Annotated in this window: 26 protein-coding genes and 1 tRNA gene; 13 read left to right on the forward strand and 14 right to left on the reverse strand. The window is 70.4% G+C overall.

The window, feature by feature from the left end:
- Positions 1–396 precede the first annotated feature (396 nt).
- The gene (locus Ate02nite_RS18400) at positions 397–726 is read right to left on the reverse strand and encodes a hypothetical protein (RefSeq protein WP_203807097.1); all 330 of its coding nucleotides are present in this window, start codon (positions 724–726) and stop codon (positions 397–399) included.
- 233 nt (positions 727–959) lie between these two features.
- Here Ate02nite_RS18400 and Ate02nite_RS18405 point away from each other — a divergent pair, with 233 nt between their 5' ends.
- A complete protein-coding gene (locus tag Ate02nite_RS18405; protein WP_203807099.1) occupies positions 960–1,451 on the forward strand; it encodes a DUF3145 domain-containing protein in 492 nt (163 codons plus the stop codon).
- Between the two features lie 117 nt (positions 1,452–1,568).
- Positions 1,569–3,305, forward strand: a complete 1,737-nt coding sequence (locus Ate02nite_RS18410) for a glycoside hydrolase family 3 protein (RefSeq protein WP_203807101.1) — start codon at positions 1,569–1,571, stop codon at positions 3,303–3,305.
- A 5-nt stretch (positions 3,306–3,310) separates the two neighbouring features.
- Here Ate02nite_RS18410 and fabF read toward each other — a convergent pair whose 3' ends face one another.
- The 5 genes from fabF to Ate02nite_RS18435 all read right to left on the reverse strand — a co-directional run bounded on the left by fabF (position 3,311) and on the right by Ate02nite_RS18435 (position 8,040).
- Entirely contained in the window at positions 3,311–4,537 is a 1,227-nt protein-coding gene (gene fabF, locus Ate02nite_RS18415) for a beta-ketoacyl-ACP synthase II (protein WP_203807103.1), read from the reverse strand.
- Position 4,538: 1 nt separating this feature from the next.
- Positions 4,539–4,781, reverse strand: coding sequence for an acyl carrier protein (locus Ate02nite_RS18420; RefSeq protein WP_184953034.1), 243 nt, complete (start codon positions 4,779–4,781; stop codon positions 4,539–4,541).
- A 57-nt stretch (positions 4,782–4,838) separates the two neighbouring features.
- Positions 4,839–5,789, reverse strand: coding sequence for a beta-ketoacyl-ACP synthase III (locus Ate02nite_RS18425; protein WP_203807105.1), 951 nt, complete (start codon positions 5,787–5,789; stop codon positions 4,839–4,841).
- A complete protein-coding gene (locus Ate02nite_RS18430; RefSeq protein ID WP_203807107.1) occupies positions 5,786–6,721 on the reverse strand; it encodes an ACP S-malonyltransferase in 936 nt (311 codons plus the stop codon). Before Ate02nite_RS18430 ends, Ate02nite_RS18425 begins: the two co-directional genes overlap by 4 nt.
- 143 nt (positions 6,722–6,864) lie before the next feature.
- On the reverse strand, positions 6,865–8,040 hold the full coding sequence (locus Ate02nite_RS18435; RefSeq protein WP_203807109.1) for a PucR family transcriptional regulator: 1,176 nt from the start codon (positions 8,038–8,040) through the stop codon (positions 6,865–6,867).
- Between the two features lie 294 nt (positions 8,041–8,334).
- Between Ate02nite_RS18435 and Ate02nite_RS18440 the strand changes: the two genes are divergently transcribed.
- The 4 genes from Ate02nite_RS18440 to Ate02nite_RS18455 all read left to right on the forward strand — a co-directional run bounded on the left by Ate02nite_RS18440 (position 8,335) and on the right by Ate02nite_RS18455 (position 10,473).
- Positions 8,335–8,562, forward strand: a complete 228-nt coding sequence (locus Ate02nite_RS18440; RefSeq protein ID WP_203807111.1) for a hypothetical protein — start codon at positions 8,335–8,337, stop codon at positions 8,560–8,562.
- A 72-nt stretch (positions 8,563–8,634) separates the two neighbouring features.
- Positions 8,635–9,174 carry a TetR/AcrR family transcriptional regulator gene (locus Ate02nite_RS18445; RefSeq protein WP_203807113.1) on the forward strand — a complete coding sequence of 180 codons (540 nt, stop codon included), beginning with the start codon at positions 8,635–8,637 and terminating at the stop codon, positions 9,172–9,174.
- A gap of 46 nt (positions 9,175–9,220) precedes the next feature.
- A complete protein-coding gene (locus tag Ate02nite_RS18450) occupies positions 9,221–9,697 on the forward strand; it encodes an RNA polymerase sigma factor (protein ID WP_203807115.1) in 477 nt (158 codons plus the stop codon).
- Positions 9,694–10,473 (forward strand): hypothetical protein, encoded by a 780-nt coding sequence (locus Ate02nite_RS18455; RefSeq protein WP_203807117.1) that lies wholly within the window; start codon positions 9,694–9,696, stop codon positions 10,471–10,473. The genes Ate02nite_RS18450 and Ate02nite_RS18455 overlap by 4 nt, the downstream gene beginning before the upstream one ends.
- Before the next feature lie 7 nt (positions 10,474–10,480).
- Here the strand turns inward: Ate02nite_RS18455 and Ate02nite_RS18460 are convergent, their stop codons facing one another.
- The 3 genes from Ate02nite_RS18460 to Ate02nite_RS18470 form a co-directional block, all read right to left on the reverse strand.
- Positions 10,481–11,146 carry a hypothetical protein gene (locus Ate02nite_RS18460; RefSeq protein WP_239147508.1) on the reverse strand — a complete coding sequence of 222 codons (666 nt, stop codon included), beginning with the start codon at positions 11,144–11,146 and terminating at the stop codon, positions 10,481–10,483.
- Positions 11,147–11,485: 339 nt separating this feature from the next.
- Entirely contained in the window at positions 11,486–12,892 is a 1,407-nt protein-coding gene (gltX, locus tag Ate02nite_RS18465) for a glutamate--tRNA ligase (RefSeq protein WP_203807119.1), read from the reverse strand.
- Positions 12,893–12,905: 13 nt separating this feature from the next.
- Complete coding sequence (locus Ate02nite_RS18470; protein ID WP_203807121.1) at positions 12,906–14,165, reverse strand: MFS transporter; 1,260 nt, start codon at positions 14,163–14,165, stop codon at positions 12,906–12,908.
- 102 nt (positions 14,166–14,267) lie between these two features.
- On the opposite strand from Ate02nite_RS18470, the gene Ate02nite_RS18475 reads away from it, so the two are divergent.
- From Ate02nite_RS18475 to Ate02nite_RS18485, 3 genes are read left to right on the forward strand one after another with little or no spacing between them, the layout of a single operon-like run.
- Positions 14,268–14,801, forward strand: coding sequence for a dihydrofolate reductase family protein (locus Ate02nite_RS18475; protein ID WP_203807123.1), 534 nt, complete (start codon positions 14,268–14,270; stop codon positions 14,799–14,801).
- 1 nt (position 14,802) lies between these two features.
- Positions 14,803–15,138 (forward strand): ArsR/SmtB family transcription factor, encoded by a 336-nt coding sequence (locus Ate02nite_RS18480; protein ID WP_203807125.1) that lies wholly within the window; start codon positions 14,803–14,805, stop codon positions 15,136–15,138.
- Positions 15,135–15,596, forward strand: a complete 462-nt coding sequence (locus Ate02nite_RS18485) for an SRPBCC domain-containing protein (protein ID WP_203807127.1) — start codon at positions 15,135–15,137, stop codon at positions 15,594–15,596. Before Ate02nite_RS18480 ends, Ate02nite_RS18485 begins: the two co-directional genes overlap by 4 nt.
- Here Ate02nite_RS18485 and Ate02nite_RS18490 read toward each other — a convergent pair.
- The 3 genes from Ate02nite_RS18490 to Ate02nite_RS18500 form a co-directional block, all read right to left on the reverse strand.
- Positions 15,586–17,706, reverse strand: coding sequence for a methyl-accepting chemotaxis protein (locus Ate02nite_RS18490; RefSeq protein ID WP_203807129.1), 2,121 nt, complete (start codon positions 17,704–17,706; stop codon positions 15,586–15,588). The genes Ate02nite_RS18485 and Ate02nite_RS18490 overlap by 11 nt on opposite strands.
- A 91-nt stretch (positions 17,707–17,797) precedes the next feature.
- A complete protein-coding gene (aceE, locus tag Ate02nite_RS18495; RefSeq protein WP_203807131.1) occupies positions 17,798–20,536 on the reverse strand; it encodes a pyruvate dehydrogenase (acetyl-transferring), homodimeric type in 2,739 nt (912 codons plus the stop codon).
- A gap of 149 nt (positions 20,537–20,685) precedes the next feature.
- Positions 20,686–21,090 (reverse strand): YjbQ family protein, encoded by a 405-nt coding sequence (locus tag Ate02nite_RS18500; RefSeq protein WP_203807133.1) that lies wholly within the window; start codon positions 21,088–21,090, stop codon positions 20,686–20,688.
- A 182-nt stretch (positions 21,091–21,272) separates the two neighbouring features.
- Here Ate02nite_RS18500 and Ate02nite_RS18505 point away from each other — a divergent pair, with 182 nt between their 5' ends.
- The 4 genes from Ate02nite_RS18505 to Ate02nite_RS18520 all read left to right on the forward strand — a co-directional run bounded on the left by Ate02nite_RS18505 (position 21,273) and on the right by Ate02nite_RS18520 (position 24,665).
- A complete protein-coding gene (locus Ate02nite_RS18505) occupies positions 21,273–23,519 on the forward strand; it encodes a thiamine pyrophosphate-dependent enzyme (protein WP_203807135.1) in 2,247 nt (748 codons plus the stop codon).
- Between the two features lie 104 nt (positions 23,520–23,623).
- Positions 23,624–24,055 carry a DUF3052 domain-containing protein gene (locus tag Ate02nite_RS18510; RefSeq protein WP_203807137.1) on the forward strand — a complete coding sequence of 144 codons (432 nt, stop codon included), beginning with the start codon at positions 23,624–23,626 and terminating at the stop codon, positions 24,053–24,055.
- A 60-nt stretch (positions 24,056–24,115) separates the two neighbouring features.
- Complete coding sequence (locus tag Ate02nite_RS18515) at positions 24,116–24,583, forward strand: peroxiredoxin (RefSeq protein WP_203807139.1); 468 nt, start codon at positions 24,116–24,118, stop codon at positions 24,581–24,583.
- A gap of 7 nt (positions 24,584–24,590) precedes the next feature.
- Positions 24,591–24,665 (forward strand) — tRNA-Val (locus Ate02nite_RS18520).
- A 122-nt stretch (positions 24,666–24,787) separates the two neighbouring features.
- Here Ate02nite_RS18520 and Ate02nite_RS18525 read toward each other — a convergent pair.
- Together Ate02nite_RS18525 and Ate02nite_RS18530 are read right to left on the reverse strand one after the other, a co-directional pair.
- Complete coding sequence (locus Ate02nite_RS18525) at positions 24,788–25,054, reverse strand: hypothetical protein (protein WP_239147509.1); 267 nt, start codon at positions 25,052–25,054, stop codon at positions 24,788–24,790.
- Between the two features lie 64 nt (positions 25,055–25,118).
- Positions 25,119–25,634 (reverse strand): ribonuclease FAU-1 family protein, encoded by a 516-nt coding sequence (locus tag Ate02nite_RS18530; protein WP_203807141.1) that lies wholly within the window; start codon positions 25,632–25,634, stop codon positions 25,119–25,121.
- Between the last annotated feature and the right edge of the window lie 61 nt (positions 25,635–25,695).

Below are 25,695 nucleotides of genomic sequence, written 5' to 3' on the forward strand. Positions count from 1 at the left end.
TTGGGCGCGGACGGGCGGGTTCGCGCAGCCCGCGCGGCGATCTTGTGGGTCTGCTGTTCGCACCGAACGGGAAGTCCTCAAGATCGGGCGTGCCCGTGCCCGTGCCCGTGCCCGTGCCCGTGCCCGTGCCCGTGCCCGTGCCCGTGCCCGTGCCCGTGCCCGTGCCGGCCGTGCCGGGGCGTTGGCTGCTGGCTGGCGGGGGGCTTGTTTGGGGGGCGCAATGCGCGAAAGGCGCGTTTCGGGCTTGAGGGCGGCTGGCTTGCGCTGCTTGGTGGGGCTGGAGTGAGGCGTACTTTATGAGGGTTTGGGGGTTATTGGGGTCTGATGATCTCGGTGGGATGATGATCAGTGGGCGCGAAAAAGGCGCCTCCCGCGGGAGGCGCCTTTTCGGTTTGGTCAGGCTGCTTCGAAGACGCCGGCGTCTACCAGGCGCTTCTCGGTGGCTGCCCAGCCGTGCTGCGGGTTGGTGGACTCGAGGGACTCGAGCTCCGCGCGGATCTTGGTGCCGTGACCGGCGGCGGCCAGGATGCGGATCTCCTCGACGAAAGCGTCCGAGTCGGTCTTGAGGTGGGCGGTCTTGCCATTGGTCAGGTTGCGCACGTAGGCGAAGCGACCGTTGGCGAGGGGGATCAGGTACTTGTACTCACCGAGCACGCTCAGGGCGCCACCGGTGCTTTGGCCGGCGCGGACTGATGCGCGGGCGGTCTTTGAGGTGTTGCTCGCCACGGCGGAGCTCCTTGAGAACGCAGAAAAAAGGCCTCGCCAACTCTACACGATTGCCGTTCAACCGTGCCGTCGGAGCAGGTCCGGCCGTTGAGCAGGGTGTGCCACTACGGCAGTTCCGATGTCGATGTTGCCGATTCTCTGGCGCACCATCCGTACCAACCGGCATCATGGGACACGATCAACCGCGGTCGAGGTCGTAGGGGAAGACGCACCTCGGTCTCCGGGAGGTCACCGTGCCAACGTGTGGCGTCGTATACGTCCACTCGACCCCACTTGCCGTGTGCCAGCACGTCGAGTGGGCGATCGCGCGCGTTCTGACCGCGCCGGTCAACCTGCAATGGACCGTGCAGCCGGTTGATCCCGGCGCGCGCAGGGCCGAATGCAGCTGGACCGGACGTGGTGGGACCGGCGCCGAGCTGGCTGCTGCCCTCCGGCAGTGGCCCATGATCCGTTTCGAGGTAACCGAGGAACCCAGCCCGGGCGTGGACGGCGAGCGTTTCATGCACGTGCCGGGCCGCGGGCTCTTCCACGGGATCATGGGCGCTTCGGGGGACATTCAGCTGGGCGAGGACCGCCTGCGCTCGATCATGGCCTCCGCGCGAGCGCCGGAGGCCCTTTCGCATGCCCTCGAGAAGGCGCTCGGCACGGCGTGGGACGCCGAGCTGGAGCCGTATCGCTACGCGGGCGACGGCGCGCCGGTCACCCTGCTCACCCGGGTCGGCTGACCCGCTCCTGAGCGTCGGCGACGCCGAGTTGATGGCGTCTGTGCTCGGGAAATCCGACACCGGTGATAAATCGGGATAAATTCGTGCGATTTGCGCAGGGTGCGGCGGCCTGCTGAGATGACCTATGTGAAGCGGATTCTGCGGGTCGCCCTGGTCGTGCCGTTAGTGCTGGCCGGAGCCGCGTGCAGCAGCAAGAAAGAAACCCCGGTCGCGGTCCCGACCGGGGAGGCCGACGCCGTCTCGCCGCCGCCGCTGCCGTCGGCCGCGCCGAGCGCGTCCGCGAGCGCCGACCCGGCGGCCCAGGCCGCCACCGCGATCGCCGCGATGACCGATTCCGATCTGGCCGGTCAGGTCCTCATGCCGTACGCCTACGGCAGCGACGCGACCATCGTGGACAAGACCTCGGCCGCCGGCAACCAGAACCTGGCCGGTGTGGACACCCCGGCGCAGATGGTGGCGAAGTTCCACCTGGGCGGCCTGATCCTGGTCAGCTTCACCGCCCAGGACCCGACCGGCTCCACCAACCCGGCGACCAACGTGGAGAACCCGCAGCAGGTCCGCCGGTTCACCGACGGCCTGCAGGCGGCGGCCCGGCAGCTGCCCGGCGGTGCCCCGCTGATGATCGGCACCGACCAGGAGTACGGCGTGGTCACCCGGATCACCAACGGCGTCACCATGCTGCCGTCGGCGATGGGGGCGGGCGCGGCCGGCCAGTCGCCGCTCACCGAGGACGCCTGGCACGCGGCCGGTGCGGAACTGGCCGCGATGGGCATCACCGTCGACTTCGCCCCGGTCGCCGACACGCTCGGCCCGCCGGCCAACACGGTGATCGGGTCCCGGTCGTTCGGCAGCGACCCGGCGGTCAACGGCGGTCAGGTCGCGGCGGCCGTGCGCGGGCTGCGGGCCGGCGGCGTGGCGGCCGGCCTCAAACACTTCCCGGGGCACGGGCACACCAGCGGGGACAGCCACGAGGGCCTGCCGGTGATCACCCAGTCGACCGGGCAGCTGGCGACCCAGGACCTGCCGCCGTTCCAAGCCGGCGTGGCGGCGGGCGCGGGCGTGGTGATGTCCGGCCACCTGGACGTGCAGGCGGTCGACAAGGGGGTGCCGGCCACGTTCTCGCACAAGATCATGACGGACCTGCTGCGCGGGTCGCTCAAGTTCACCGGGGTCGCGATTACCGACGCGATGAACATGCCGCCGGCCATGAAGTGGCCGGCCGGCGACGCCGCGGTGCGGGCGCTGAACGCGGGCAACGACATGCTGCTCATGCCGCCGAACATCACCGCGGCCCGGGACGGCATCCTGGCCGGCCTCAAGAGCGGCTCGCTCAAGCGGGAACGCCTGGTCGAGGCGGTCACCCGGATCCTCACCCTGAAGTTCCGCACCGCGCAGACCCGGCCGCCGGAGATCGGTACGGTCGGCTCGGCCGCCCACCAGCAGGCGGTGGCGGCCCTGGACGCGGCGTCGATCACGGTGCTGAAGGGCCCCTGCACCGGCCCGCTGGTCGCCGGCCCGGTCACGGTGACCGCCGCCGACGGCCGCGAGGTGGCCCGGGTGACACTGGTGAAGGCGCTGCAGGCGGCCGGGGTGAACGTGCTGGCGGCCGGCGGCAAGGTCGTGCACCTGGTGGGTTACGGAGACTCCGGCACCGACCTGGATCCGGCCGCGGCCGTGACCGTCATCATGGACACGCCGTACCTGCTGGCCTCGGCGAAGTCGCCGGTGCTGGTCGCCACGTATTCGTCGAGCAAGCTGTCGCTGACCGCGCTCGCCGCGGTGATCGCCGGAAAGGCCAAGGCGCCGGGGAAGTCACCGGTCGCGGTGACCGGACTTCCCCGGACGGCCTGTTAGCTGTTTCAGGGGCGGGTGAAGACGAGGGCCACGTTGTGGCCGCCGAACCCGAACGAGTTGTTCATCGCCGCGTGGATCTCCAGCGGACGGGCCTTGTGCGCCGCCACGTCGAGGTCCAGGCGCTCGTCGGGGTCGTCCAGGTTGATCGTGGGGGGAACCACGCTGTCCCGGATGGCCAGGATGGCGGCGATCGACTCGACCGCGCCGGCCGCGCCCAGCAGGTGGCCGGACATCGACTTGGTAGAGGTGATCACCGGGTGGGTGCCCACCGCGGTGCGGATGCCGATGATCTCGCCCATGTCGCCCGCGGGCGTCGAGGTGGCGTGCGCGTTGACGTGCGCGATGTCGGCACCGGTCAGGCCGGCGTCGCGGATCGCCTTGGTCATCGCGCGGATGCCGCCCTTGCACTCCGGGTCGGGCTGGACGATGTCGTAACCGTCGGAGGTGATGCCGGCCCCGGCGAGCCGGGCGTACACCCGGGCCCCACGGGCCTTGGCGTGGTCGGCGCGCTCCAGGATGACCGCGCCCGAGCCCTCACCGAAGACGAAGCCGTCGCGGCCCTTGTCCCAGGGACGGGAGGCCTTCTCCGGCTCGTCGTTGCGGGTCGACATGGCCCGCATGGAGGCGAAACCGGCGAACGGCAGCGGGTGGATGACCGCCTCGGTGCCACCGGCGATGACCACGTCGGCGCGCCCGGAGCGGATGATGTCGAGACCCAGGGCGAGGGCCTCGGCGCCGGTGGCGCAGGCGCTGGCCATGGCGTGCACGCCGGCCTGCGCGCCGAAGTCGATGCCGATCCAGGCGGCCGGCCCGTTCGGCATGAGCATCGGCACGGTGTGCGGGCTGACCTTGCGCGGGCCCTGGGCTTCGAGGATGTCGTCCTGGTTGAGGAGCGTCTGCGCACCCCCTATTCCGCTGCCGAAGCTGACCCCGAGGCGTTCCGGGTCGAGCCCGGTGCCCTCCAGGCCGGCGTCGGCCCAGGCCTGCTTCGCGGCGATCAGGGCGATCGCCTCGGAACGGTCCAGGCGGCGCAGCCGGACCCGCTCGATGACCTCGGAGGGCTCGACGGCGAGTTCGGCGGCGATGCGGACGGTCAGCTGTGCCGCCCACTCCTGGGTGAGAGCCCTCACCCCGGAGCGGCCGGCGAGCATGGCGTCCCAGGTGGACGCGACGTCCCCGCCCAACGGGGTGGTCGCGCCGAGCCCGGTGACGACGACGTCTACGTTGCTCATGTCAGTGATTCGCCTCGATGTAGGAGACGGCGTCGCCGACGGTCTTGAGGTTCTGCACCTCGTTGTCGGGGATCTTGACGCCGAACTTCTCCTCGGCGGCCACCACGACCTCGACCATCGACAGCGAGTCGACGTCCAGGTCGTCGGTGAAGGACTTCCCCTCGGCGACGTCGTCCGGGTTCACCCCGGCGACCTCCTCGAGGATCTCGGCGAGGCCAGAGGTGATCTCTTCGCGAGTTGCCATTTCTTGGTGATTCCTCTCAACAGTTGGGGAGGTGCTCCGACCGGGTCGTTCCGCCCGTCACGGGCAGCGGACGACCTGGCCGGCGTAGGTGAGGCCGCCGCCGAAGCCGAACAGCAGCACCGGGGCGCCCGCGGGCACCTCTCGGCGCTCGACCAGCTTGGACAGGGCCAGCGGGATGCTTGCCGCGGAGGTGTTGCCGGAGACGGCCAGGTCCTTCGGGACGACCACGTCGGGGCCGAGGCCGAGCCGCTTCACGATGCCGTCGATGATCCGGGCGTTGGCCTGGTGCGGAACGAAGGCGGCCAGCTCGGAGACGTCGACGCCGGCCTTCTCGCAGGCCTGGCGGGCGAACGGGGCGAGCGCGGTGGTCGCCCAGCGGAAGACGATCTGGCCTTCCTGGTGGATGTACGGCTGCCAGCCCTCGATCTTCAGGACGTCGCCCTTGTCCGGCGCCGAGCCCCACAGCACCGGGCCGACCCCGGGCTCCTCGCCGTCGGGCACCCCGGTGAGCACGGCCGCGCCGGCCGCGTCGCCGAACAGCACGGCGGTGCTGCGGTCGGTCCAGTCGGTGACGTCGGAGAGCTTCTCGGCGCCGATCACGATGGCGTTGCGGGCCGCGCCGGCCCGGATCGCGTGGTCGGCGGTGCCGACCGCGTAGGAGAAGCCGGAGCAGGCGGTGTTCAGGTCGAACGCGGCCGGGGCGGCGATGCCGAGCTTGGCCGCGACCCGGGTCGCGACGTTCGGGCAGCGGTCGATCGAGGTGCAGGTGGCGACGACGACCATGTCGATGTCGGCGGCGCTGAGGCCGGAGTTGGCCAGGGCCTTCTCGGCCGCGTAGGTGGCCATGTCGGCGACCGTCTCGGAGCCGGCGATGCGCCGCTCGGCGATGCCGACCCGATCCTTGATCCACGCGTCGTTGGTGTCGATGGTGCTGGCCAGGTCGTCGTTGGTGACGACGCGCGAGGGCTGGTAGTGGCCCATCGCGACGATGCGGGAACCCGCGGTCATCGTGTTGCTCCTTCAGTCGCGTGCCGGGCGATCAGGTCGAGTGCCGCCGGCAGGTCGTCCGGTGTGTTCAGGGTGACGATCTCCGGCGCGCCCTCGCCCTTGAGCTCGCGCTTGACCAGACCGGCCAGGGTGCCGGCGGGCGGCAACTCGATGACGCCGGTGACGCCGAGATCCTTGAGCGTGCGCATGCAGAGGTCCCAGCGGACCGGGGCGGTGACCTGGCGAACCAGGCGGCCGACCATCTCGCGGCCGCTGGTGACCGAGGTGCCGTCGAGATCGGACAGCAGCACCCGGGCCGGGTCGTGCGCGGTGACCTCGGCGGCGACCACGCCCAGCGCGGTCTCGGCCGGGGCCATGAACGGCGTGTGGAAGGCGCCGGCCACCTGCAGGGCGATGATCCGGGCCTTGGCCGGCGGCTCGGCCGCCAGCTTGGCCAGCCCCTCCAGGCTGCCGGCCGCCACGATCTGGCCGGCGCTGTTGCGGTTGGCCGGGTAGAGGCCGTGGCTTTCGATGGCGGCCAGCACCTCGGCGGGGTCGCCGCCGAGGACCGCGCTCATCCCGGTCGGTTCGAGGGCGCAGGCGGCGGCCATCTCCCGGCCGCGGACTCCGGCCAGGGTGATCGCGGTGTCGGCCGACAGGACGCCGGCCAGCGCGGTAGCGCCGAGTTCGCCGACGCTGTGCCCGGCCACCACGTCCACCCCGGTCAGCGGCAGCTGCTCGGCGGCGAGCAGGGTCGCCGCGACCAGCAGTGGCTGGGTGCGGGCGGTGTCCTTGATCTCGTCGGCGTCGGCCTCGGTGCCGAGGTGCAGCAGGTCGACGTCGGCGAGCGCGGACCACTCACGCAGGCGGGCCTCGGCGCCGGGAAGCGCGAGCCAAGGAGTCAGGAAGCCGGGCTTCTGGGAGCCCTGGCCGGGCGAAAGTACGGCGAGCACGGCACTGACTCTTCCGGATGAAGGGGCCATCCGCGGTTGACGGCGGCAACGAAACCCTACGACCAGCGTTGTAGGTTTCCTACAAACGGGTCCCACTTGCGCCCCATTTGTTGCTGGTCGGAGCTCTTGACCTGAGTCGTGATTTAGGTCGCAGGGTCAAGTCGGCCGAACGTCATCGCCAGCCGGAGGGCGAAGGCGTCCCGCCCGTCGAGCGGCGACAGGCCGGCCACCTCGGCGACTCGTTTGAGCCGGTAGCGGACGGTGTTGGGGTGCACGTACAGCTCGCGGGCCGCGCTTTCCAGCACCCCGCCGGAGGCGAAGAAGGCGTCCAGCGTCTCGAGCAGGCCGCCGCCGGCCCGGGACAGCGAGCCGTAGACGTCGTGCCGCAGCGCGCGCCGGGCCGCCGCGTCGCCGGCCAGCGCCCGCTCGGGGAGCAGGTCGTCGGCCGCGACCGGGTTCGGCGCGCCCGGCCAGGCGGGTGCGGCCCGGAAGCCGGCCAGCGCGGCCCGGGCCGACTCGGTGGCCTGGTCGAGCGAGGGCACCGCCGGTCCGACCACGATCGGGCCGTCGCCGAAGCTGGGTGCCAGCGCCGCCGCGCTCGCGGCCAGGTCGGTCACCCCGCCCATGACCACGACCAGCCGGTCGCCGTGCACGCCGCCGATCACCTCGAGCCGGGCCCGGCGGGCGGCCCGGTAGACGGCGTGCAGCACCGAGGTGATCTCGCCGCCGGGGGAGCGGCCCACCACCACCGCGACCGGCGGCGCGTCGGCCCAGCCCAGCGCGGCGGCCCGGCTGGCCAGCACGTCGGAGGAGTCGCCGCGCAGCAGGGCGTCGACCAGCATGGCCTGCAGCCGGGCGTCCCAGGCTCCGCGCGACTCGGCGGCCCGGGCGTAGACCCGGGCGGCCGAGAAGGCGATCTCCCGGGAGAACTTGAGGATGGCCTCGAGCAGGGCCTTCTCCTCGCCGGCCGCGGCCAGTTCGCCGACCTCGGACTCGGCCACATCGATGGTCGCCTTGATCAGCTGGACCGCCTGGGTCAGCGTGATCGAGCGGGCCAGCGCGCGGGGCGCGGCCGCGAACACCTCGTCGGAGATCTCCTGGGTGGTGGCGACCGCGCCGCCGGAGCGCAGCCACTCGACAAGCGACCGGACGCCGGCCTGGGCGACCAGCATGACCCAGGAGCGCTGGTCGGCCGGCAGGGCGCGGAACCAGGGGAGAGTCTCGTCCATCCGGGCGACCGCCGAGCTGGCCAGCGCGCCCGCGCTGCGCTCGATCCGGCGCAGGGTGGCGGCGAGCGGGGGTTTCGCCGTGTCTGCCACGCCACACAGACTGCCACGTCGAGGCGACCGGTTACTTCTGCCCCAGTTTCCTGCTGCAAGTTGCAAGACCGCAGGTCACGGGGCAATTAGGCGTATTACAAAAGAACTTTGTGCCGATTTGGGGGTTTTGTCGAGATAGCGGTGCGCCCCTGCCACGATTTCGGTCGGTGACCTGGCACTCTGTCGCACTAGCATTGCCCGGTTCCCCCGGCCGGAAGGTTCCTCCTTTCCGGAACCGTAATGGCGGCGCCGGGGTAGCCGATGGGACACCGCGTGAAGGATGGGGGAGGCGACATGCCGGAACGGGAAGACGGGCCGCTGCACGCCGACATCGATCCCGCGCTCGAAGACGCACAACCGATGCCGCCGATGGCTACACCGGTCGTCGAGGTCGAGCCAGGGCCGAGCCGGGTCAGCTGTCGCACCGATTTGCACGGCTGGGCCGGAGGTCACCTGCACGGCGCGGTCCGGCCGCGCCGCCGGGCCTCGAGCCGGGGCCGCCCGCCCGGCCGCTGGTGCTGAGGTCTCACCCGCTCGGGTGAGTGGCCGGGCGCGGCACGACCGGTCGGCCGCGTCCGCCCGACACGGTGGGGTGTGGACGACAAGAGGCGGCTGATCCTGGACCAGGCGCTCGCGCTGGTCGACGAGCGCGGGCTGGCGGCCATGTCGATGCGGGCGGTCGCCGAGCGGGTCGGGCTCACCTCGATGGCGCTCTATCCGTACGTGGGTGGCAAGGACGCCCTGCTCGACGGCCTGGTCGACCTGCTGCACCAGGAACTGGGCTCGTCGGTCGCCGGTGACCGGGATCCGGACTGGCGGACCCGGCTGCGCGCGCTCGGCCGGGCCGTCCGGCAGCTCGCCTTCGACCATCCGGGCGCGTTCCCGCTGCTGCTCAACCGCTCGGCGGCGGGCGCGTCGGCGTCCTGGCTGACCGCCGCGCTGCGCGGCATCCTGCACGACGCCGGGGTGGACGCGGCGCGGGTGCCGGGCCTGGCCCGGATGATCTGCGCTTTCCTGCTGGGCTACGCGACCGGCGAGGTGACCGGCGGCCTGCCGCCGGGCCAGCCGGCGGAGTTCGAGGAGAACCTGGCCGATCTCGTACGCCTGGTGGAGGTCACCGTTCGGGCGGTGTGATCGGTGTTTCGTCACGACGAAAGCGACTTTCTCCTATAAAGGTGCTATGTCCGGTGACGACGACGGTTTGCACGACTTCGTAGCCAGCCGCCTGCCGCACCTGCGCCGATCGGCGTTCCTGATGTGCGGCGACTGGGAACTCGCCACCGAACTGACCCGCGCCTGCCTGGCCCGGGTGGTGGCGGACACCCGCCGCGGCGCGGTCGCCGACCCCGACGTGTACGCGTACGCCGAACTGATGGAGGCCTGCCGCCGCCGCAACCGGCGCCGCGAGCACGTCTTCGTGGCCGCGGCCGGTGCCGAGGGCGTGGCGGCCGAGTCCATCCTGCTGCTCGACGCCCTGCACAAGCTGACGCCCCGCTGCCGGGCGGTGCTGGTGCTGCGGCACTGGGACGGCTTCGACACCGATGCGGTCGGCGCCATGCTCGACCTCGACGACGAGCGGGTCGCCGCCTACGAGCGGGCCGGCCTGTCCGCCCTGCAGAAGCTGCTCATCGAGTCCGAGGCGGCGCTGACCGGATGAACGAGCCGCTGACCCGTCTCCTCGAGCGCGTGCTGGAGGGCGAGCCGGACCTGGGCGACGAGGTCGACGCGATCTTCCGGGACGCTGACCGGATCCGGCGCCGGCGCACCCGCGGGCTGCTCGGCGCCGGTGCCGCCGCGGTGGCGGTGATCGCGATCGCCGGTTACCTGCTCACCACGACGCTGATGCCGGACACCCAGGCCCAGCCGCCGGCCCCGGCCCCGGCCCGGGCCACCGCCAGCGCGGTCCCGGTGCCGTCCAGCGTCGCCGACCCGGTGCTGGCGGTGCTCGCGCCGGTGGTGGACGGGAAGAAGCTGCACATCGTCCCGCGCCCGCCGGAGCGCGGCAACGGCTGGCGGCAGTACTCGATCACCGACCCGGACGGCAAGCCGCGCGGCACCGTCGAGATCGCGATCTACCACGTCGCCGAGGACCTGTGCTTCCCGGTGCTGGCCGCGCCGGGCAAGTGCGCCCGCACCGAGTGGGCGCCGGCCGGGGTCGAGTACGTGCGTTACGACGCCGATCAGGACCGGGACTGGCAGGTGCACCAGACGATCGCCCGCCGGATCACCGACGGGCGCACCCTGGCCGTGATGGCGACCGGCGAGCGGGGCACCGACAACGCGTCGAAGGGCAAGCCGGGGCTGACCGGCGCGCAGATCGAGAAGATCACCACCGGCCAGAAGCTGTTCGACGCCTTCGGCCCGGACGAGCAGTGCTCCGGCCCGTCCTCCGCGGCGTGCCCGGCCTTCCGGGTGCCGGTGCCGATTTCCTAGCGGGCTCTTAGACCTTCCGGCGGATCAGGAAGGCGATGCCGGCCAGGCCGAACGCGATGACCACCAGGACCGCGCCGTTGACCAGCAGGAGCTGGCGCATCTCGCCGAGGAAGTTGTTGACCCCGGTGACCGGGTCGAGCTCGTCGGCGTTGAGGTCCTGGCCGATGCCGCCACCGATGCCGCCGGCCACCACGTCGGGCCGGGCCTCCAGCGGGACGCCGCTGACCCGCAGCGTCTCCGACATGGTGAGCCGGCCGTAGAACCAGCCGTCGGTCACCGTCTTGCCGATGACCGGCTGCTTGGCCGGGCGGTGCGCGCGCGGGCCGCCGGCCGCGAGCGGGTAGAGCTCGTAGACCATCTGCGGAGCCGTCTTGAGCATGACGGTCAGCGTGTATTTCGGGCCGAGCTTGTCGGCCGCGGGCGCGGTGGTCTGCGGGGTGGCCGTGGCCATCCAGGTGACCTCGGCGAGCAGGGTGTCGAAGAGGCGGGCGCCGTCGGTCGGGTCGACGATAAGCGTGCCGTTGATGTCTTTGCCAACAATCTGGACACTTGTCGGTTTCGCGGCCGGCTTGGGTGCGGCCTGCGCCGCCGGTGCCACCCCGATCGTGACCAATGCGGCGATAGCGATCGCCCCGACCCCAGAGATCACCCTTTTGATGGCCCCTCGAACCATGGTCCGGCCTCCCCGCCCCGTGGTGGACATGGCTTCGTGCGTGGCTGGTCGCGGCGCGACGGTGGATCGCGGCACGGCCGAAGCCCCACACAGCCTCCCCGGACCGACGCCCGGGCGCATCTCGAGCCGGACGAATTGGAGCCATCTGGGGATGACCGGAGAGACGACAACGGCCGTTGATCAGCGGCCGAATAGTACCCATGCCTCGCAAGCAGATGGGGTCCAGGTCACCCGCGCAGCGGTATTCGTTACCGGAACGACGGGAAGCGATGGCCTGGTGGGCGGCAAATGCGATAAAGGCAAAAATTTCGGGTACGCGAACCGCGTACCCGAAATTCTTTAGAGTGCGGCCCGTGCGGCGCGCAAGCGACGCAGCGTCTTTTCCCGGCCCAATACCTCGATCGACTCGAAGAGCGGAAGGCCCACCGAGCGGCCGGTGACCGCGACCCGGACCGGCGCCTGGGTCTTGCCCAGCTTGAGCTCGCGGGCCAGGCCGACGTCCTCCAGTACGGCCTTCAGCGGCTCGGCCGACCAGTCCTCGAGCGCCTCGAACGCGTCCGCGGTCGCGTCCAGGATCTCGGCGGCCGGACCCTTCATCGCCTTGGCCCAGGACGCCTCGTCGCGGACCGGCTCGTCGAGGAAGAGGAAGTCGACGTACTCCACGATCTCGGAGAGCACCGCGATGCGGGTCTGCGCGAGCGGCGCGACGGCGGTGAAGACCTGCAGGTCGAAGGCGTCCGGCGACCACGGCGGGGCCGGGATGGTGTCGGTGCCCTGCAGCCACGGCGCGCAGCACGCGGCGAACTCGTCCGGCGCCAGCGCGCGGATGTAGTCACCGTTGAACGCGCGCAGCTTCTTGACGTCGAAGAACGCCGGTGCGTGGTTGACCTCGTCGATCCGGTATTCGTCCTCGATCACCGACCAGGGCACGATCTCCCGGTCGCCGGACGGTGCCCAGCCGAGCAGCATCAGATAGTTGCGCATCGCGGCGGCCAGGTAACCCTCGTCGCGGTACGACTCCAGGGCGACCTTGTCGCGGCGCTTTGACAGCTTCTGCCGCTTCTCGTTGACGATGACCGGAACGTGACCCCAGACCGGCGGGGTGTGGCCCAGCGCCTCCCACAGCAGCTGCTGCTTGGGGGTGTTGGGTAGGTGCTCCTCGGCCCGGAACACATGGGTGATCCCCATGGTCATGTCGTCCACGACGTTGGCCAGCAGGAACAGCGGGGAGCCGTCGCCGCGGGCGATGACGAAATCTTCGATCAGCTTGTTCTCGAACGTGGGCTTGCCGCGGACCAGGTCCTCCACCACGGTCTCGCCCTCGTCGGGGGTGCGGAAGCGCAGCGCGCGGCCGTCCCCGGGGCCGAGGTTCTTGTCGCGGCAGAAGCCGTCGTAGCCGGAGTGCTGGTTGCCGGTGCGGGCGATGACGTCATCCCGCTTGCAGCCGCAGTAGTAGGCCTTGCCCTCGCCGTACAGCCGGGTGGCGGCGGCGGTGTGGTCGGCGGCGTAGGACGACTGGTAGTAGGGACCCTCGTACGCCCCACGCTCGATGCCGATCCAGTCGAGCGCGGCGATGATGCCTTCGGTCCACTCCGGACGGTTCCGGGCGGCGTCGGTGTCCTCGATCCGGAGCACGAAGACACCCTCGTGCTGCTGGGCATAGATCCAGTTCTGCAGCGCCGAGCGGGCGCCGCCGACGTGGAACATGCCGGTCGGGGACGGGGCGAAACGTACGCGAACAGTCACCCGCTAAGGGTACCTAGGCCACTGAACGGATTTTCAGCACGGCCAGGGCTCCGGCCAGCGAAGTGACCGCGGTGAGTACGAACAGGGTCGGATAGCCGCCCAGGAAGGCGACGACCGGGGCGGCCAGCACCGGGCCGAGCGCCTGGGAGACCGAGGGGGCGATGTTGATCACGCCGATGTCCTTGGCCCGGTCGGCGGCGGCCGGCAGCACCTGGGTGACGACCGCGGTGTCCACCGCCAGGTAGATGCCGAAGCCCGCGCCGAACAGCACCGCCGCCACCATGGCGACCGGCCAGGTGGGCCAGATGGCCAGCAGGATCGCGGCGACCGCGATGATCACGCCGGACCAGACCACGAAGACCTTGCGTTTGCCGGCCCGGTCGGAGAGCCAGCCGCCGAGCATCGCCGTGCTGACCATGCCGACCGTGTAGAGCAGGATCATGTAGAGCAGGCCGGTCTCGGCGTCTTCCAGCTTGACCGCGTCGGACAGGAAGTAGAGCAGGTAGAGCGTGCCGAGCGCGTTGCCCAGCATGACCAGGAAACGGGTGACCCAGGCCCAGGCGAAGTCGGGGTTGGCGCGCATGTCGACCCGGAACGCCCGCCAGGTGAAGCGGGGGACGACGGTGTCGCCGAGCGGGTCGTCCGGGGTGCGCAGCACGAACGGCGCGACCAGGAGCAGCAGGCCGATCGCGATGATCAGATAGCCCGGCGACGGGGTGGTGACCACCGTGGTGACCAGGATGGCGCCGACCACCAGGCCGAGCGCGACCGGCATGCCGATCCAGCCGGAGACCAGGCCACGCTGGGCGACCGGCACCCGGTCGGGCACCGCCGAGGTGAGGGTGGCCAGCATGACGTTGATGCCGATGTTGGCCAGAGCCCAGCCCACGGTGATCCAGAACAGGTTGGGCGCGACCGCGAGCACCAGCAGGCAGAGCGAGAGCAGCAGCGCGGCGCCGGCCGTCCAGATGTGTCGCCGGCCCCAGGCCCGCCCGAGAAAGTGCAGCCGGGTGCGGTCGGAGAGGGCGCCGGCGAGAGGATTGACGACGACGGCGACGATCGCGCCGATGCCGGTGACGATGCCCAGCCAGAGCTCTTTGTGCGCGATGCCGAGGTCTTCGATCTGCTCGGGCAGCAGCACCTGCAGGGGGGTGTAGTAGGCCATCCAGAGGCCCAGATTGGCGGCGAAGAGCAGACCGATCCAGGTGCGCCGGACGTTGACGACGGGCTCGGCCAGTGCTGGATTTCCCTGAGCTTTGGGAGTGACCACCATCGAGCCTCCTCTCCGTAGTGAGGAGCTTACGGAATGTCAGACAGCTTGACGAGAGGCTCTTGCGTGGTAGTTTACCGACTAGCTAATTAACCGGAGGGTGAAATGGGAAAGATCGTAGCGGTGGAGTACACGACGCTGGACGGCGTCTTCGAGGAGCCGTCCTGGAGCGGGCCCTACTTCAATGAGGAGCTGAGCGGCTGGCAGGCCGGCAATCTGCGGGAGGCCGACGCGCTTCTGCTCGGCCGCAAGACCTACGAGGGCTTCAAGGCCGCCTGGCCGCAGATGGAGGAGGCGACCGGCGACTTCGGCGTGAAGATGAACTCGATGCCCAAGCACGTCGCCACCACCACGCTGACCACTCCCGAGTGGAACGCGAGCTTCATCGCCGGTGAGGTCGCCGACGCCGTGGCCAAGCTGCGCACCGAGCCCGGCAACCTGCTGATCAACGGCAGTGCCAGCCTGGTGAACTACCTGACCAGGCACAACCTGATCGACGAGTACCGGATCATGATCTTCCCGGTGGTGCAGGGCGAGGGCCGCAAGCTCTGGGACGACGGCACCAAGATCGCGCTGACGCTGGCCGACTCGTGGAAGACCGCGACCGGCGTCGAGGTGGTCACCTACGTGCCGGCCTGAGGTGGCCACTGACCAGCTCAGTGTCATCTTCGGCGCCTTGGCCGACCCGACCCGGCGGGCGATCCTGGCCCGGCTGGCCGACGGGCCGGCGACCGTCAACGAGCTCGCCGAGCCGTTCGCGATCACCCTCCCGGCCATCTCCAAGCACCTCAAGGTGCTCGAACGGGCCGGGCTCATCTCCCGCGGCCGGGAGAAGCAGTGGCGGCCCTGCCGGCTCGAGGCCGAGCCGCTGCGCGAGGCGACCGAGTGGATGAGCCGCTATCGCCAGTTCTGGGAGTCGAGCTTCGACAAACTGGATGCCCACCTCCGTACGATCTTGAAGGGACCCGAGCAGTGACCGACGAGGAGATGACGTTCCGCGAGCTCGACATCGTGCGCGTCTTCGAAGCGCCGCGTGAGCTGGTCTGGCGCGCCTGGACCGACCCCAACCAGATCGCCCGGTGGTGGGGACCGGCCGGCATGCACACGCCGCGCTCGACGGTCGAGATGGACGTGCGCCCGGGCGGCGTCTTCCGGCTGACCATGGTCTCCGATGACGACGGCACCGAATACCCGTCGGACATGCGGTTCACCAAGGTCGACGAACCGTCGGTGCTCGAATTCGAATGGGACGGCCAGCGCGGCATCGGCGGCGGGAAATCGACGATCACCTTCACCGACCTCGGCGACGGCCGCACCGAGATGACCAACCACTACGCCGGCTACCTCACCGACATGATCCAGAGCTACATGCTGCTGGGGACAAATCAGCAATTCGACAAGCTTGCGGCGTACGCGAACCGGCTCAAACAGTGAATCGGTCCACCAAGCCGGTCAGGCGGCGGGCGGTGGCGTTCAGTTCGTCCGCAGCCCGGTGCGAGACGGTCACCGACTGACGGGTGCCGTCCACCGCGCCGCTGACCACCCCGATGCCCTCGGCGATGTCCTGGCTGCCCGACGCCACCTCGGCGATGTTGCGGGCCATCTCCGCGGTCGTGGCCGCCTGCTGTTCGACCGCCGCCGCGATCGCCGTCTGATAGTCGTTGACCTGCGCGATCCGGGCGGTGATGGCCTCGATCGCGGAGACCGCCCGGGTGGTGTCGCCCTCGATCGCGGCCACCCGTGAGGTCACGTCCTCGGTGGCCCGCGCGGTCTCCTGGGCCAGCTCCTTGACCTCGTTCGCGACCACCGCGAAGCCCTTGCCGGTCTCGCCGGCCCGGGCCGCCTCGATGGTGGCGTTCAGCGCGAGCAGGTTGGTCTGCTCGGCGATGCCGGCGATCAGCCGCACCACGTCGGCGATCGCCGTGGTGGAGTCGCGCAGCTCGTTGATGACCCCACTGGCGGCCGAGCTCAGCGCCACGCCGTCCCGGCCGGCCTGCGCCGCCTCCTGGGCGTTGTGCGAGATCTCGGAGATCGAGGCACCCATCTCCTCGGCGCCCGCGGCCACCGTCTGCACCACGCTGGACACGCCCTCCGCGGCCCGGTTCACCGACCCGGCCCGGGCCGACGCGGCCTCCGCCGAGGAGGACAGGTCGCCACCGTTCGCGGCCACCTCCTGGGCGGCCGCCGAGACCTGGTGGGACGCGCTGGTCACCTCGGTCATCACGTTGCGCAGCTCGGCCACGGCGGTGTTCAGCTCCTCGCCGGCCACCGCGATCTCGTCGGTGCCGCCGACGTGTACCGAGACGGTCAGGTCGCGATGCGCGAGCCGGGACAGCGCGTCGGTGAGCAGCCGCAACCGGCCCGCGATCCGCCGGGCCAGCAGCGCCGCCACCAGGCCGCCGGCCACCGCCAGGAGAAGCGCGGCCACGATGAACGCGACAAGCATGTCGCGCCGGCCGTCGCGGACCGCGTTCACCGCGCCGGCCGCGTCGGCGTCGTAGCCGGCGACCACGATGGCCCAGCTGTACGGCGAGTAGTACGCCACCGTCGCGGTGGTCGCGCCGTTCGTGCCGTTCGACGCGCCGGGTAACTGGTACGCCGTACGCCAGGTCTCGTCCTCGCCCAGGGTGGGCGCCTTCGCCACGATCTCCGCGACGTAGTTCGCGCCCTTCGCGTCGGTCGCGTCCAGCACCGTCTGGCCGACCTGGTCGGACAGGCTGGACGCGATCACCCGGCCGGCGTCGCTGGCCGACGTGCTGTAGACCGAGGTCCAGCCGTTGTCGCCGACTTTCTCGGCGGCGATCGCGGCGGTCAGGTTGGTCAGCGCGTCGGCCTGTGGCACCCCGGTGAACAGGGCGCCGATCACCGCGCCGGAGGCGTCCTTCATCGGGTCGTACGCGGTGATGTACCAGGTGCCGACCACCTGGGCCACGCCCCGGTACGACTTGCCGGCCTTGATGGCGGTGGCCACCGCGTTCGCCGTACCGTCCGCCGCGGTCGCCGGGATGTACGTGCCGATCGCCCGTTTGCCGGTGGTGGCCTTCACCGTGGTGCCGACCCGCAGCAGGTCACCGGCGGCGTTCATGCGCTGGAAGACGGTCACCGCGCCGCCCAGCTGATCCACCACGTCGTCGACGAACGGGGTGGCGGTGCCGGTGTCGGTGTTCTGGCCGAGCCAGGTGCCGCCGATGGTCAGCCGCGGCAGCGTGACGGTCTTCTTGGCCTGGGTGGTCTGGTTGGTCGCGGTCCAGGTCGCGGTGCGGCCGGACAGCCGGGCCCCGCCGCGCTGGTCGAGCAGCACGTCGGCGGCCTTCATGTCGGCCGCCACCGCGTCCTGGACCTCGTCGGCGACCGAGCTCACCAGCGTGGTGATGTCGCTGGTCGCCCGGTCCAGGTTCTCGGTGTTCTGCCGGACCACCTCGACCTCGGTGCTGTCGGCCGACCGGCTGCTCTGCCAGGCGCCGACGCCGACCAGGACGACCGCGGTACTCAGGACCCCGCCCAGCCCGAGGGCGAGCAGGCGGTGGCTTATCTGGAGGCGCACCTCATACCCATCGGCACGTGGACGCACCCTCTGAGCGCAAAAGGCCCCACCCGTACGGGTAGGGCCTTTTGTCCGATGTTTTTTGTGCTCCTTAGCTGTCGCCGCCGGTCTCGCCGACCGGCGCCGCGTTGACGTCGTCGATCGCGTACTTCTTGGCCGCCTCGGCCGGCACGTGCACCGGCACCTTGCCGCGCAGCGCCAGCTGGCGCAGCGTGGCCACGGCCACCGACTCGGCGTCCACGTGGAAGTGCCGGCGCAGCGCGTGCCGGGTGTCGCTCATGCCGAAGCCGTCGGTGCCCAGCGACGTGTAGTCGTTCGGCACCCAGCGCGAGATCAGGTCGGGCACCGCCCGCATGAAGTCGCTGACCGCGACCGCCGGGCCCTCGGTGCCCTCCAGCTTCTGCTGGATGTAGGGCTTCCGCGGCTGGTCACCCGGGTTGAGCAGGTTGTGCTCCTCGATCGTGACGGCGTCGCGCCGCAGCTCGGTCCAGGAGGTGACCGACCAGACGTCGGCGGCCACGCCCCAGTCCTGGGCCAGCAGGTCCTGGGCCTTGAGCGCCCACTGCATGCCGGTGCCGGAGGCCAGGATCTGTGCCTTCGGTCCGGTGGTCTCGGGGGCTGCCTTGTAGCGGTAGATGCCCTTGAGCAGGCCCTCCACGTCGACATTGGCGGGCTCGGCGGGCTGCAGGATCGGCTCGTTGTAGATGGTGAGGTAGTAGAAGATGTTCTCCTGCTTCTCGCCGTACATCCGGTGCAGGCCGTTCTCGACGATGTGCGCGATCTCGAACGCGAACGCCGGGTCGTACGACACCACGGCCGGGTTGGTGGCCGCGATGAGCAGCGAGTGGCCGTCCTCATGCTGCAGGCCCTCGCCGTTCAGCGTGGTGCGGCCGGCCGTGGCACCGAGCAGGAAGCCCCGGGTCATCTGGTCGGCGGCGGCCCACAGCTCGTCGGCGGTGCGCTGGAAGCCGAACATCGAGTAGAAGATGTACAGCGGGATCATCGGCTCGTCGTGCGTGGCGTAGGACGTGCCCGCCGCGATGAAGCTCGCCGTCGACCCGGCCTCGTTGATCCCCTCGTGCAGGATCTGGCCGTTGGTCGCCTCCTTGTACGACAGGAAGAGCTCCCGGTCGACCGACGTGTAGGTCTGGCCGTGCGGGGAGTAGATCTTCTTCGTCGGGAAGAGCGAGTCCAACCCGAAGGTACGCGCCTCGTCCGGGATGATCGGCACCCAGCGCGGGCCGAACTCCTTGTCCTTCATCAGGTCTTTCAGCAACCGGACGAAGGCCATCGTGGTCGCGACCTTCTGCTTGCCGCTGCCCCGCTTGACGTCGCCGAACGCCTTGGAGTCGGGGATCGCCAGCGACTTGTGCTTGGTGCGCCGGGACGGGATCGAGCCGCCCAGCTCGCGGCGGCGCTCGAGCATGTACTGCATCTCGTCGGACTTCGCACCGGGGTGGAAGTACGGCGGGAGGTACGGGTTCTCCTCGAGCTGCTTGTCGCTGATCTCCAGGTAGAGGCGGTCCCGGAAGCCCTTGAGGTCGTCCAGGGTCAGCTTCTTCATCTGGTGGGTGGCGTTGCGGGCCTCGAAGTGCGAGCCCAGCGTCCAGCCCTTGATCGTCTTGGCCAGGATCACGGTCGGCTGGCCGGTGTGCTCGGTGGCCGCCTTGTACGCCGCGTACAGCTTCTTGTAGTCGTGGCCGCCGCGCTTGAGGTTCCAGACCTCGTCGTCGGTCATGCCCTCGACCAGCTTGCGGGTGCGCGGGTCACGGCCGAAGAAGTTCTCCCGAACGTACGCCCCGGACTCGCCCTTGTACGTCTGGTAGTCGCCGTCCGGCGTGACGTTCATGAGGTTGACCAGCGCGCCGTCGGTGTCCGCGGCGAGCAGCGGGTCCCACTCGCGGCCCCAGACGACCTTGATCACGTTCCAGCCGGCGCCGCGGAAGAACGACTCCAGCTCCTGGATGACCTTGCCGTTACCGCGGACCGGGCCGTCGAGACGCTGCAGGTTGCAGTTGATCACGAAGGTGAGGTTGTCGAGTTCCTCGCGGGCGGCCAGGCCGATCGCGCCGAGCGACTCCACCTCGTCCATCTCGCCGTCGCCCAGGAACGCCCAGACGTGCTGCTGGCTGGTGTCCTTGATGCCGCGGTTCTGCAGGTAGCGGTTGTAGCGCGCCTGGTAGATCGCGTTCAGCGGGCCGAGGCCCATGCTGACCGTCGGGAACTCCCAGAAGTTCGGCATCAGCCGGGGGTGCGGGTAGGACGGCAGGCCACCGCCGGAGTGCGAGAGCTCCTGGCGGAAGCCGTCCAGGTCGTTCTCGCTGAGCCGGCCCTCGAGGAAGGCGCGGGCGTACATGCCGGGGGAGGCGTGGCCCTGGTAGAAGATGTGGTCGCCGCCGCCGGGGTGGTCCTTGCCCCGGAAGAAGTGGTTCATGCCGACCTCGTAGAGGCTGGCGCTCGACGCGTACGTCGAGATGTGACCACCGACGCCGATCTCGGGTCGCTGCGCACGGTGCACCAGCATGGCCGCGTTCCACCGGATGTAGGCCCGGATGCGGCGCTCCACGAACTCGTCGCCGGGGAACCAGGGTTCCTGCTCCGGCGGGATCGTGTTGATGTAATCGGTGGAGGTCAGCGGCGGAACGCCGACCTGTCGCTCCCGGGCCCGCTCGAGCAGGCGCAACATAACGTAACGGGCTCTCTTGGCGCCGCGTTCGTCGATGACTCCGTCGAGGGACTCGACCCACTCGTTGGTTTCTTCGGGGTCGATGTCCGGAAGCTGGCTCGGCAGGCCATCACTGATTACCGGGCGCTTGCGCTCCGTGGCCACAGGCAATCCTCTTGGTCGGGTGTAGGAACCGAGCGGCGCATTGTGTGGGTCGCTCGGAGATGCCTCCATCCTGCCCCCTCTCGGTGGGCATCGTCACGCCTACCCGGGGTGTCCGCGATCCGGGACACACGTACTGACCAGTAACTTCATCAGCCCTTGATAAATGAGAACCGCACCTGCCGGGTCGGGTTGTCGCCGTTGGTGTCCACCAGGCAGATCGACTGCCAGGTGCCCAGCGCGATCTTTCCGCCGATCACCGGCAGTGTCGCGTACGGCGGGATCCAGGCCGGAAGTACGTGGTCACGGCCGTGCCCGCGGGAACCGTGCCGGTGCCGCCACCGGTCCTCGGCCGGCAGCAGCTGGTCGATCGCGGTCAGCAGATCGTCGTCGGAACCGGCGCCGGTCTCGATGATCGCGAGGCCCGCGGTGGCGTGCGGCACGAAGACGTGCAGCAGGCCGTCCCCTTCGGACCGGACGAACGCCGCGGCCTCAGATGTGATGTCGCGGACAACCGGCGACCCGCCGGTCCGGACGGAGATCACTTCGGTACGCATCGGGCGAGCCTATCGGCCAGCCTATGTGTAGAGATCCAGCAGCAGGAACAGGGCCGCCGTGGCGCCCAGCCAGAGCACGACCGTTGCCGCTCTCAAGATCATTAGCCGAGTAAAACACTCTTCGCAGCCGGATGAATGCAATTTGCTGACTTCTGACGTGGCGGGCGTGGCTCAGGTCGGCAATGCTGAATCGCGTGACCACCCCGCAGAACCTCGACGAGCGTTTCCGCGACGCGGTGACCGCGCTGCCGGCCCCCGACGCGCGCCGCGCGCCGGGCGACGCCGTCCGCGACGGCTCGACCCTGACCGGGGCACGCGCACTCGAACTGTTCGACGCCCAACTGGCCAGCCGCCACCTCGACCTGGCCGCCCGATGGTTACGCAGCTTCAACGAGGGCTTCTACACCATCGGCTCGTCCGGCCACGAGGGCAACGCCGCCGTCGCCGCCGCCCTGCTGCCCACCGACCCGGCGCTGCTGCACTACCGCTCGGCCGCGTTCTTCTGCGCCCGCGCCAAGAGCCTCGCCGACGCCGCCCGCGACGTCCTGCGCGGCGTCGTGGCCAGCGCGCACGAGCCGATCGCGGGCGGCCGGCACAAGGTCTTCGGCAGCGCCGACCTGAACATCGTGCCGACCACCTCGACCGTCGCCTCGCACCTGCCGCGCGCGGTCGGTCTCGCCTTCTCACTGGCCCGCTCCCGGGCCGACCGGCGCTGGCCGGCCGACGCGATCGCGCTGGCCACCTTCGGCGACGCGTCGGCCAACCACGCCACCGCCACCGCGGCGCTCAACGCGGCCGGCTGGTTCGAACACTCCGACGTCCGGTTGCCGCTGCTGCTGGTCTGCGAGGACAACGGGCTCGGGATCAGCGTGCCCAGCCCGGACGGCTGGCTCGCCGCGATGCTGTCGTCCCGCCCCGGCGTGCGCTACACCTCGGCGGACGGCTGCGACCTGGCCGCCACCTACGACGCCGCGGCCGAGGCGGCCGGGTTCGTGCGCCGCGAGCGCCGGCCGGCCGTGCTGCATCTGTCCACCGTGCGGCTGATGGGGCACGCCGGTGCCGACGCCGAGGTCGCCTACCGGTCCACCGAGGCGATCAACCGCGACCTCGAGCGGGACCCGATCATCGCCACCGCCCGGGAGATCGTCGCGGCCGGCCTGCTCGGCCCCGAGGAGGTCATCGCCCGGTACGACGAGATCGGCTGGCAGGTCCGCAAGGTGGCCGAGGAGGTGCTGGGCGAGCCCAAGCTCACCTCGCTCACCGAGGTCGTCGGCCCGCTCGCCCCGCGCCGGCCGCTGCGCGTCGCCCACGAGATCACCGAGGTGGCCACCCGGGCCATCGGGCCCGGGGCCGCCACCCGCATGCAGGCCTTCGACGGCAAGCTGCCGGAGCAGGCCGGGCCGCTCACCCTCGCTCAGACGATCAACGCGACGCTCACCGACGCGCTGCTGGCCAACCCGGGCGCGCTGCTGTTCGGCGAGGACGTGGGCCGTAAGGGCGGCGTCTACGGCGTCACCAAGAAGCTGCAGGAGCGCTTCGGGGCCGAGCGGGTCTTCGACACCCTGCTCGACGAGACCACGATCCTCGGCCTGGCCCTGGGCACCGGCCTGGACGGGCTGCTGCCGATCCCCGAGATCCAATATCTGGCCTACCTGCACAATGCCGAGGACCAGTTGCGCGGCGAGGCCGCCACCATGTCGTTCTTCTCGTCCGGCGCCTACCGCAACCCGATGGTCGTACGTGTCGCGGGTCTCGCCTACCAGCAGGCGTTCGGCGGGCATTTCCACAACGACAACTCGGTGGCCGTCCTGCGCGACATCCCGGGCCTGGTGCTGGCCGTGCCGTCCCGGCCGGCCGACGCCGCGCCGATGCTGCGCACCTGCCTGGCGTCCGCCGCCGCGGACGGCAGCGTCTGCGTCTACCTCGAGCCGATCGCGCTCTACCACACCCGCGACCTCTACGAGGCCGGCGACAACGAGTGGCTCTCGCCGTACGCCGGGCCGGTCTCCTGGTCGGGTGAGCACGTGCCGATCGGCCGGGCCCGCACCTATCCGGTGGGCAACGCCGCCGATCTGACCATCGTGACCTTCGGCAACGGCGTCCGGCTGTCCCTGCGGGTCGCCGCCCGGCTGGCCGAGGAGGGCTACGGATCCCGCGTGGTGGACCTTCGCTGGCTCAGCCCGCTGCCGGCCGCCGATCTGGTCCGGGAGGCCGCCGCCACCGGCCGGGTGCTGATCGTCGACGAGACCCGGCGCTCCGGCGGGGTCGGCGAGGGCATCCTCGCGGCCCTGGTGGATGGCGGTTTTGTCGGCTCCGCGCGGCGGATAGCATCGGCGGACTCGCTGATTCCGCTGGGACCGGCCGCGCAACACGTGGTGGTGGGGGAGGATGCGATCACACAGGGTGCCCATGCGCTGCTGGCACGGTAAATTGCCACACACCCGGTGCGCCACTTGCGCATGAGCCCACAAGTGTGTGGACTACCCCAAGGTTTCCGGCAACTTCATTATTCTTGGCTAGGAGGACTTAGACAGTGAGCGCGACCGCTGGTCAGGCCGACGGCGTACGCAGCCTGGCGGACCGGTTCGGCTTCGAGCCGAACATGGTGGTCATGGAGATGGGCTACGACGACGACGTCGACGAGGACCTCCGTGACACCCTGACCGAACGCGTCGGCGAGTTGGTCGACGAAGACACTGACGAGGTCGTCGACGCGGTGCTGTTGTGGTACCGCGACGGTGACGGTGACCTCTTCGAACTGCTTACCGATGCCCTTGGCCCCCTCGCCGGTAACGGCGTGGTCTGGCTTCTGGCTCCCAAGGCCGGCCGTGACGGGCACGTCGAACCGAGCGAGATCAGCGAGTCCGCCCAGACGGCGGGCCTGCAGCAGACCTCGACGGTCAACGCCGGCAAGGACTGGACGGGTGCCCGGCTCGTCTCCCCCAGGGGTGCCAAGAAGAAGTAGCTCGCTGTGATCTCCGTGCCGGCCGGCGTCCGTTGGCGCCGGTCCGGTTAGCATGTGCCCATGCCGTTGCCGGTTGGGGCCGTCGCGCCTGACTTCACCCTCAAGGATCAGAACAACCAAGAGGTACGGCTGGGCGGCTTCACCGACCGCAAGGCGATCCTGCTGGTCTTCTACCCCCTGACTTTCACAGGGACCTGCAAGGGCGAACTGACCGGTATTCGGGACAACATCGACCGTTATGCCACCGATGATCTTCAGGTGCTGACGGTCAGCGTGGATTCCGTCTACAGCCACAAGGTCTGGTCGCTGCAGGAGGGTTTCGACTTCCCGCTGCTGGCCGATTTCTGGCCGCACGGCGAGGTGGCGCGTCGTTACCAGGTCTTCAACGACACGGCCGGCTTCGCCAACCGGGGCACCTTCCTCATCGATCGGGCCGGCGTCATCCGCTTCGCCGAGGAGGCCGGTCCCGGCGTGGCCCGAGACCGAGCAGCCTGGGACGCGGCGATAGCGACCTTGCCGCTACGATGACGTGAACGGGCGCGTAGCTCAGTGGGAGAGCACTCGCCTTACAAGCGAGGGGTCGTAGGTTCGAAACCTACCGCGCCCACCAGTCCCGGCAGGCCCCCTGTCCGCAGAAAGCGCGGACAGGGGGCCTTGTCATATCTACTCCGGGGGCCGAGCCCCCGGAGGCCCCACGATGTCGTGGTTGCGGTCGCTTGGGTGCGGGGGCCGCTAGTGGGGTGGGGGCGGTGGGGGCTGGGTCATGGCGATCAGGCCGGCCAGGGTCGAGGTCAGGACGTCGGTCACGTTGGGCAGGTCGGCGGGGCAGAGGCCGGCACTCAGCTCGCTGATCACCCGGCCGTCGGGGTCGGTGCTCACGATGCACAGGTCGATGCGGTGGTCATCGGTGGGGAAAGCGGTCACCTGATAGTCGGTGTCGCCGAGGACCACGCGGCGGTCGAGGGTGATGGGGGACGACTGGAGCGCGGTGTCATTCATGGGGGTGACACTAGGGTCACCCTCTGACAGTTTCGGGGTCAGCGGAGGCGGGCGGCCGGCTCGCTCAGGACCGGCCCACCTGGCCGAGCCACTTGCGGTAATGGTCGGCGAACGGTTCCTCGTTCTGGGTGAGCGCCTCGCGCAGCTCGGCCACCGCCTGCAGGGCTCCCGCGACGATCTCGTCGGGGTAACCCAGCGAGACCCGGTGCTCGGCGAACTCGTCCTCGTCCTCGACCTCCACCCGGCCGTCGGCGCGGTAGCGGACCAGGTCGATGTCGAGGTCGATCACGGTGATCTCGGCCGGGCCGGTCCACCGGGCCGGGGTGGTGACGTCGCAGTACATGTCGCGGGCGTCCGGCTCGGCCAGGCACATCGCCATCCACCAGCCCTCGGCCGGGATCAGCCGGACCGCGTCGGCCCGGGTCAGCCCGGTCGGCCGGTCGCCGTAGTGGTAACTGACCACGCTGCCGCGCGGGGTGGCCAGCCAGGTGCCGTACGCGTCCTCGCCGAGCAACTGCCCGGTGACCTGGCGGTGCGGGGAACCGTCGAACTTACGCAGGATCAGATCGACGGCAGTCACCCGGAGAGGCTACATCGATCACCGTCGGGTGAGGCGCCCCACCCGGAGGGCAACCGGGAAG

Origin of the sequence: Paractinoplanes tereljensis (genome assembly GCF_016862435.1) — a bacterium.
Taxonomy (GTDB): Bacteria; Actinomycetota; Actinomycetes; order Mycobacteriales; family Micromonosporaceae; genus Actinoplanes; species Actinoplanes tereljensis.

Excerpts from the sequence above, each read along its gene's own strand:
- Ate02nite_RS18410 (WP_203807101.1), top strand. The coding sequence starts at position 1,569 with ATGACCTATGTGAAGCGGATTCTGCGGGTCGCCCTGGTCGTGCCGTTA.
- fabF (WP_203807103.1), bottom strand. The coding sequence starts at position 4,537 with ATGAGCAACGTAGACGTCGTCGTCACCGGGCTCGGCGCGACCACCCCG.
- Ate02nite_RS18420 (WP_184953034.1), bottom strand. The coding sequence starts at position 4,781 with ATGGCAACTCGCGAAGAGATCACCTCTGGCCTCGCCGAGATCCTCGAG.
- Ate02nite_RS18425 (WP_203807105.1), bottom strand. The coding sequence starts at position 5,789 with ATGACCGCGGGTTCCCGCATCGTCGCGATGGGCCACTACCAGCCCTCG.
- Ate02nite_RS18440 (WP_203807111.1), top strand. The coding sequence starts at position 8,335 with ATGCCGGAACGGGAAGACGGGCCGCTGCACGCCGACATCGATCCCGCG.
- Ate02nite_RS18450 (WP_203807115.1), top strand. The coding sequence starts at position 9,221 with ATGTCCGGTGACGACGACGGTTTGCACGACTTCGTAGCCAGCCGCCTG.
- Ate02nite_RS18455 (WP_203807117.1), top strand. The coding sequence starts at position 9,694 with ATGAACGAGCCGCTGACCCGTCTCCTCGAGCGCGTGCTGGAGGGCGAG.
- Ate02nite_RS18460 (WP_239147508.1), bottom strand. The coding sequence starts at position 11,146 with ATGGTTCGAGGGGCCATCAAAAGGGTGATCTCTGGGGTCGGGGCGATC.
- Ate02nite_RS18470 (WP_203807121.1), bottom strand. The coding sequence starts at position 14,165 with ATGGTGGTCACTCCCAAAGCTCAGGGAAATCCAGCACTGGCCGAGCCC.
- Ate02nite_RS18475 (WP_203807123.1), top strand. The coding sequence starts at position 14,268 with ATGGGAAAGATCGTAGCGGTGGAGTACACGACGCTGGACGGCGTCTTC.
- Ate02nite_RS18500 (WP_203807133.1), bottom strand. The coding sequence starts at position 21,090 with ATGCGTACCGAAGTGATCTCCGTCCGGACCGGCGGGTCGCCGGTTGTC.
- Ate02nite_RS18505 (WP_203807135.1), top strand. The coding sequence starts at position 21,273 with ATGCTGAATCGCGTGACCACCCCGCAGAACCTCGACGAGCGTTTCCGC.
- Ate02nite_RS18515 (WP_203807139.1), top strand. The coding sequence starts at position 24,116 with ATGCCGTTGCCGGTTGGGGCCGTCGCGCCTGACTTCACCCTCAAGGAT.
- Ate02nite_RS18525 (WP_239147509.1), bottom strand. The coding sequence starts at position 25,054 with ATGAATGACACCGCGCTCCAGTCGTCCCCCATCACCCTCGACCGCCGC.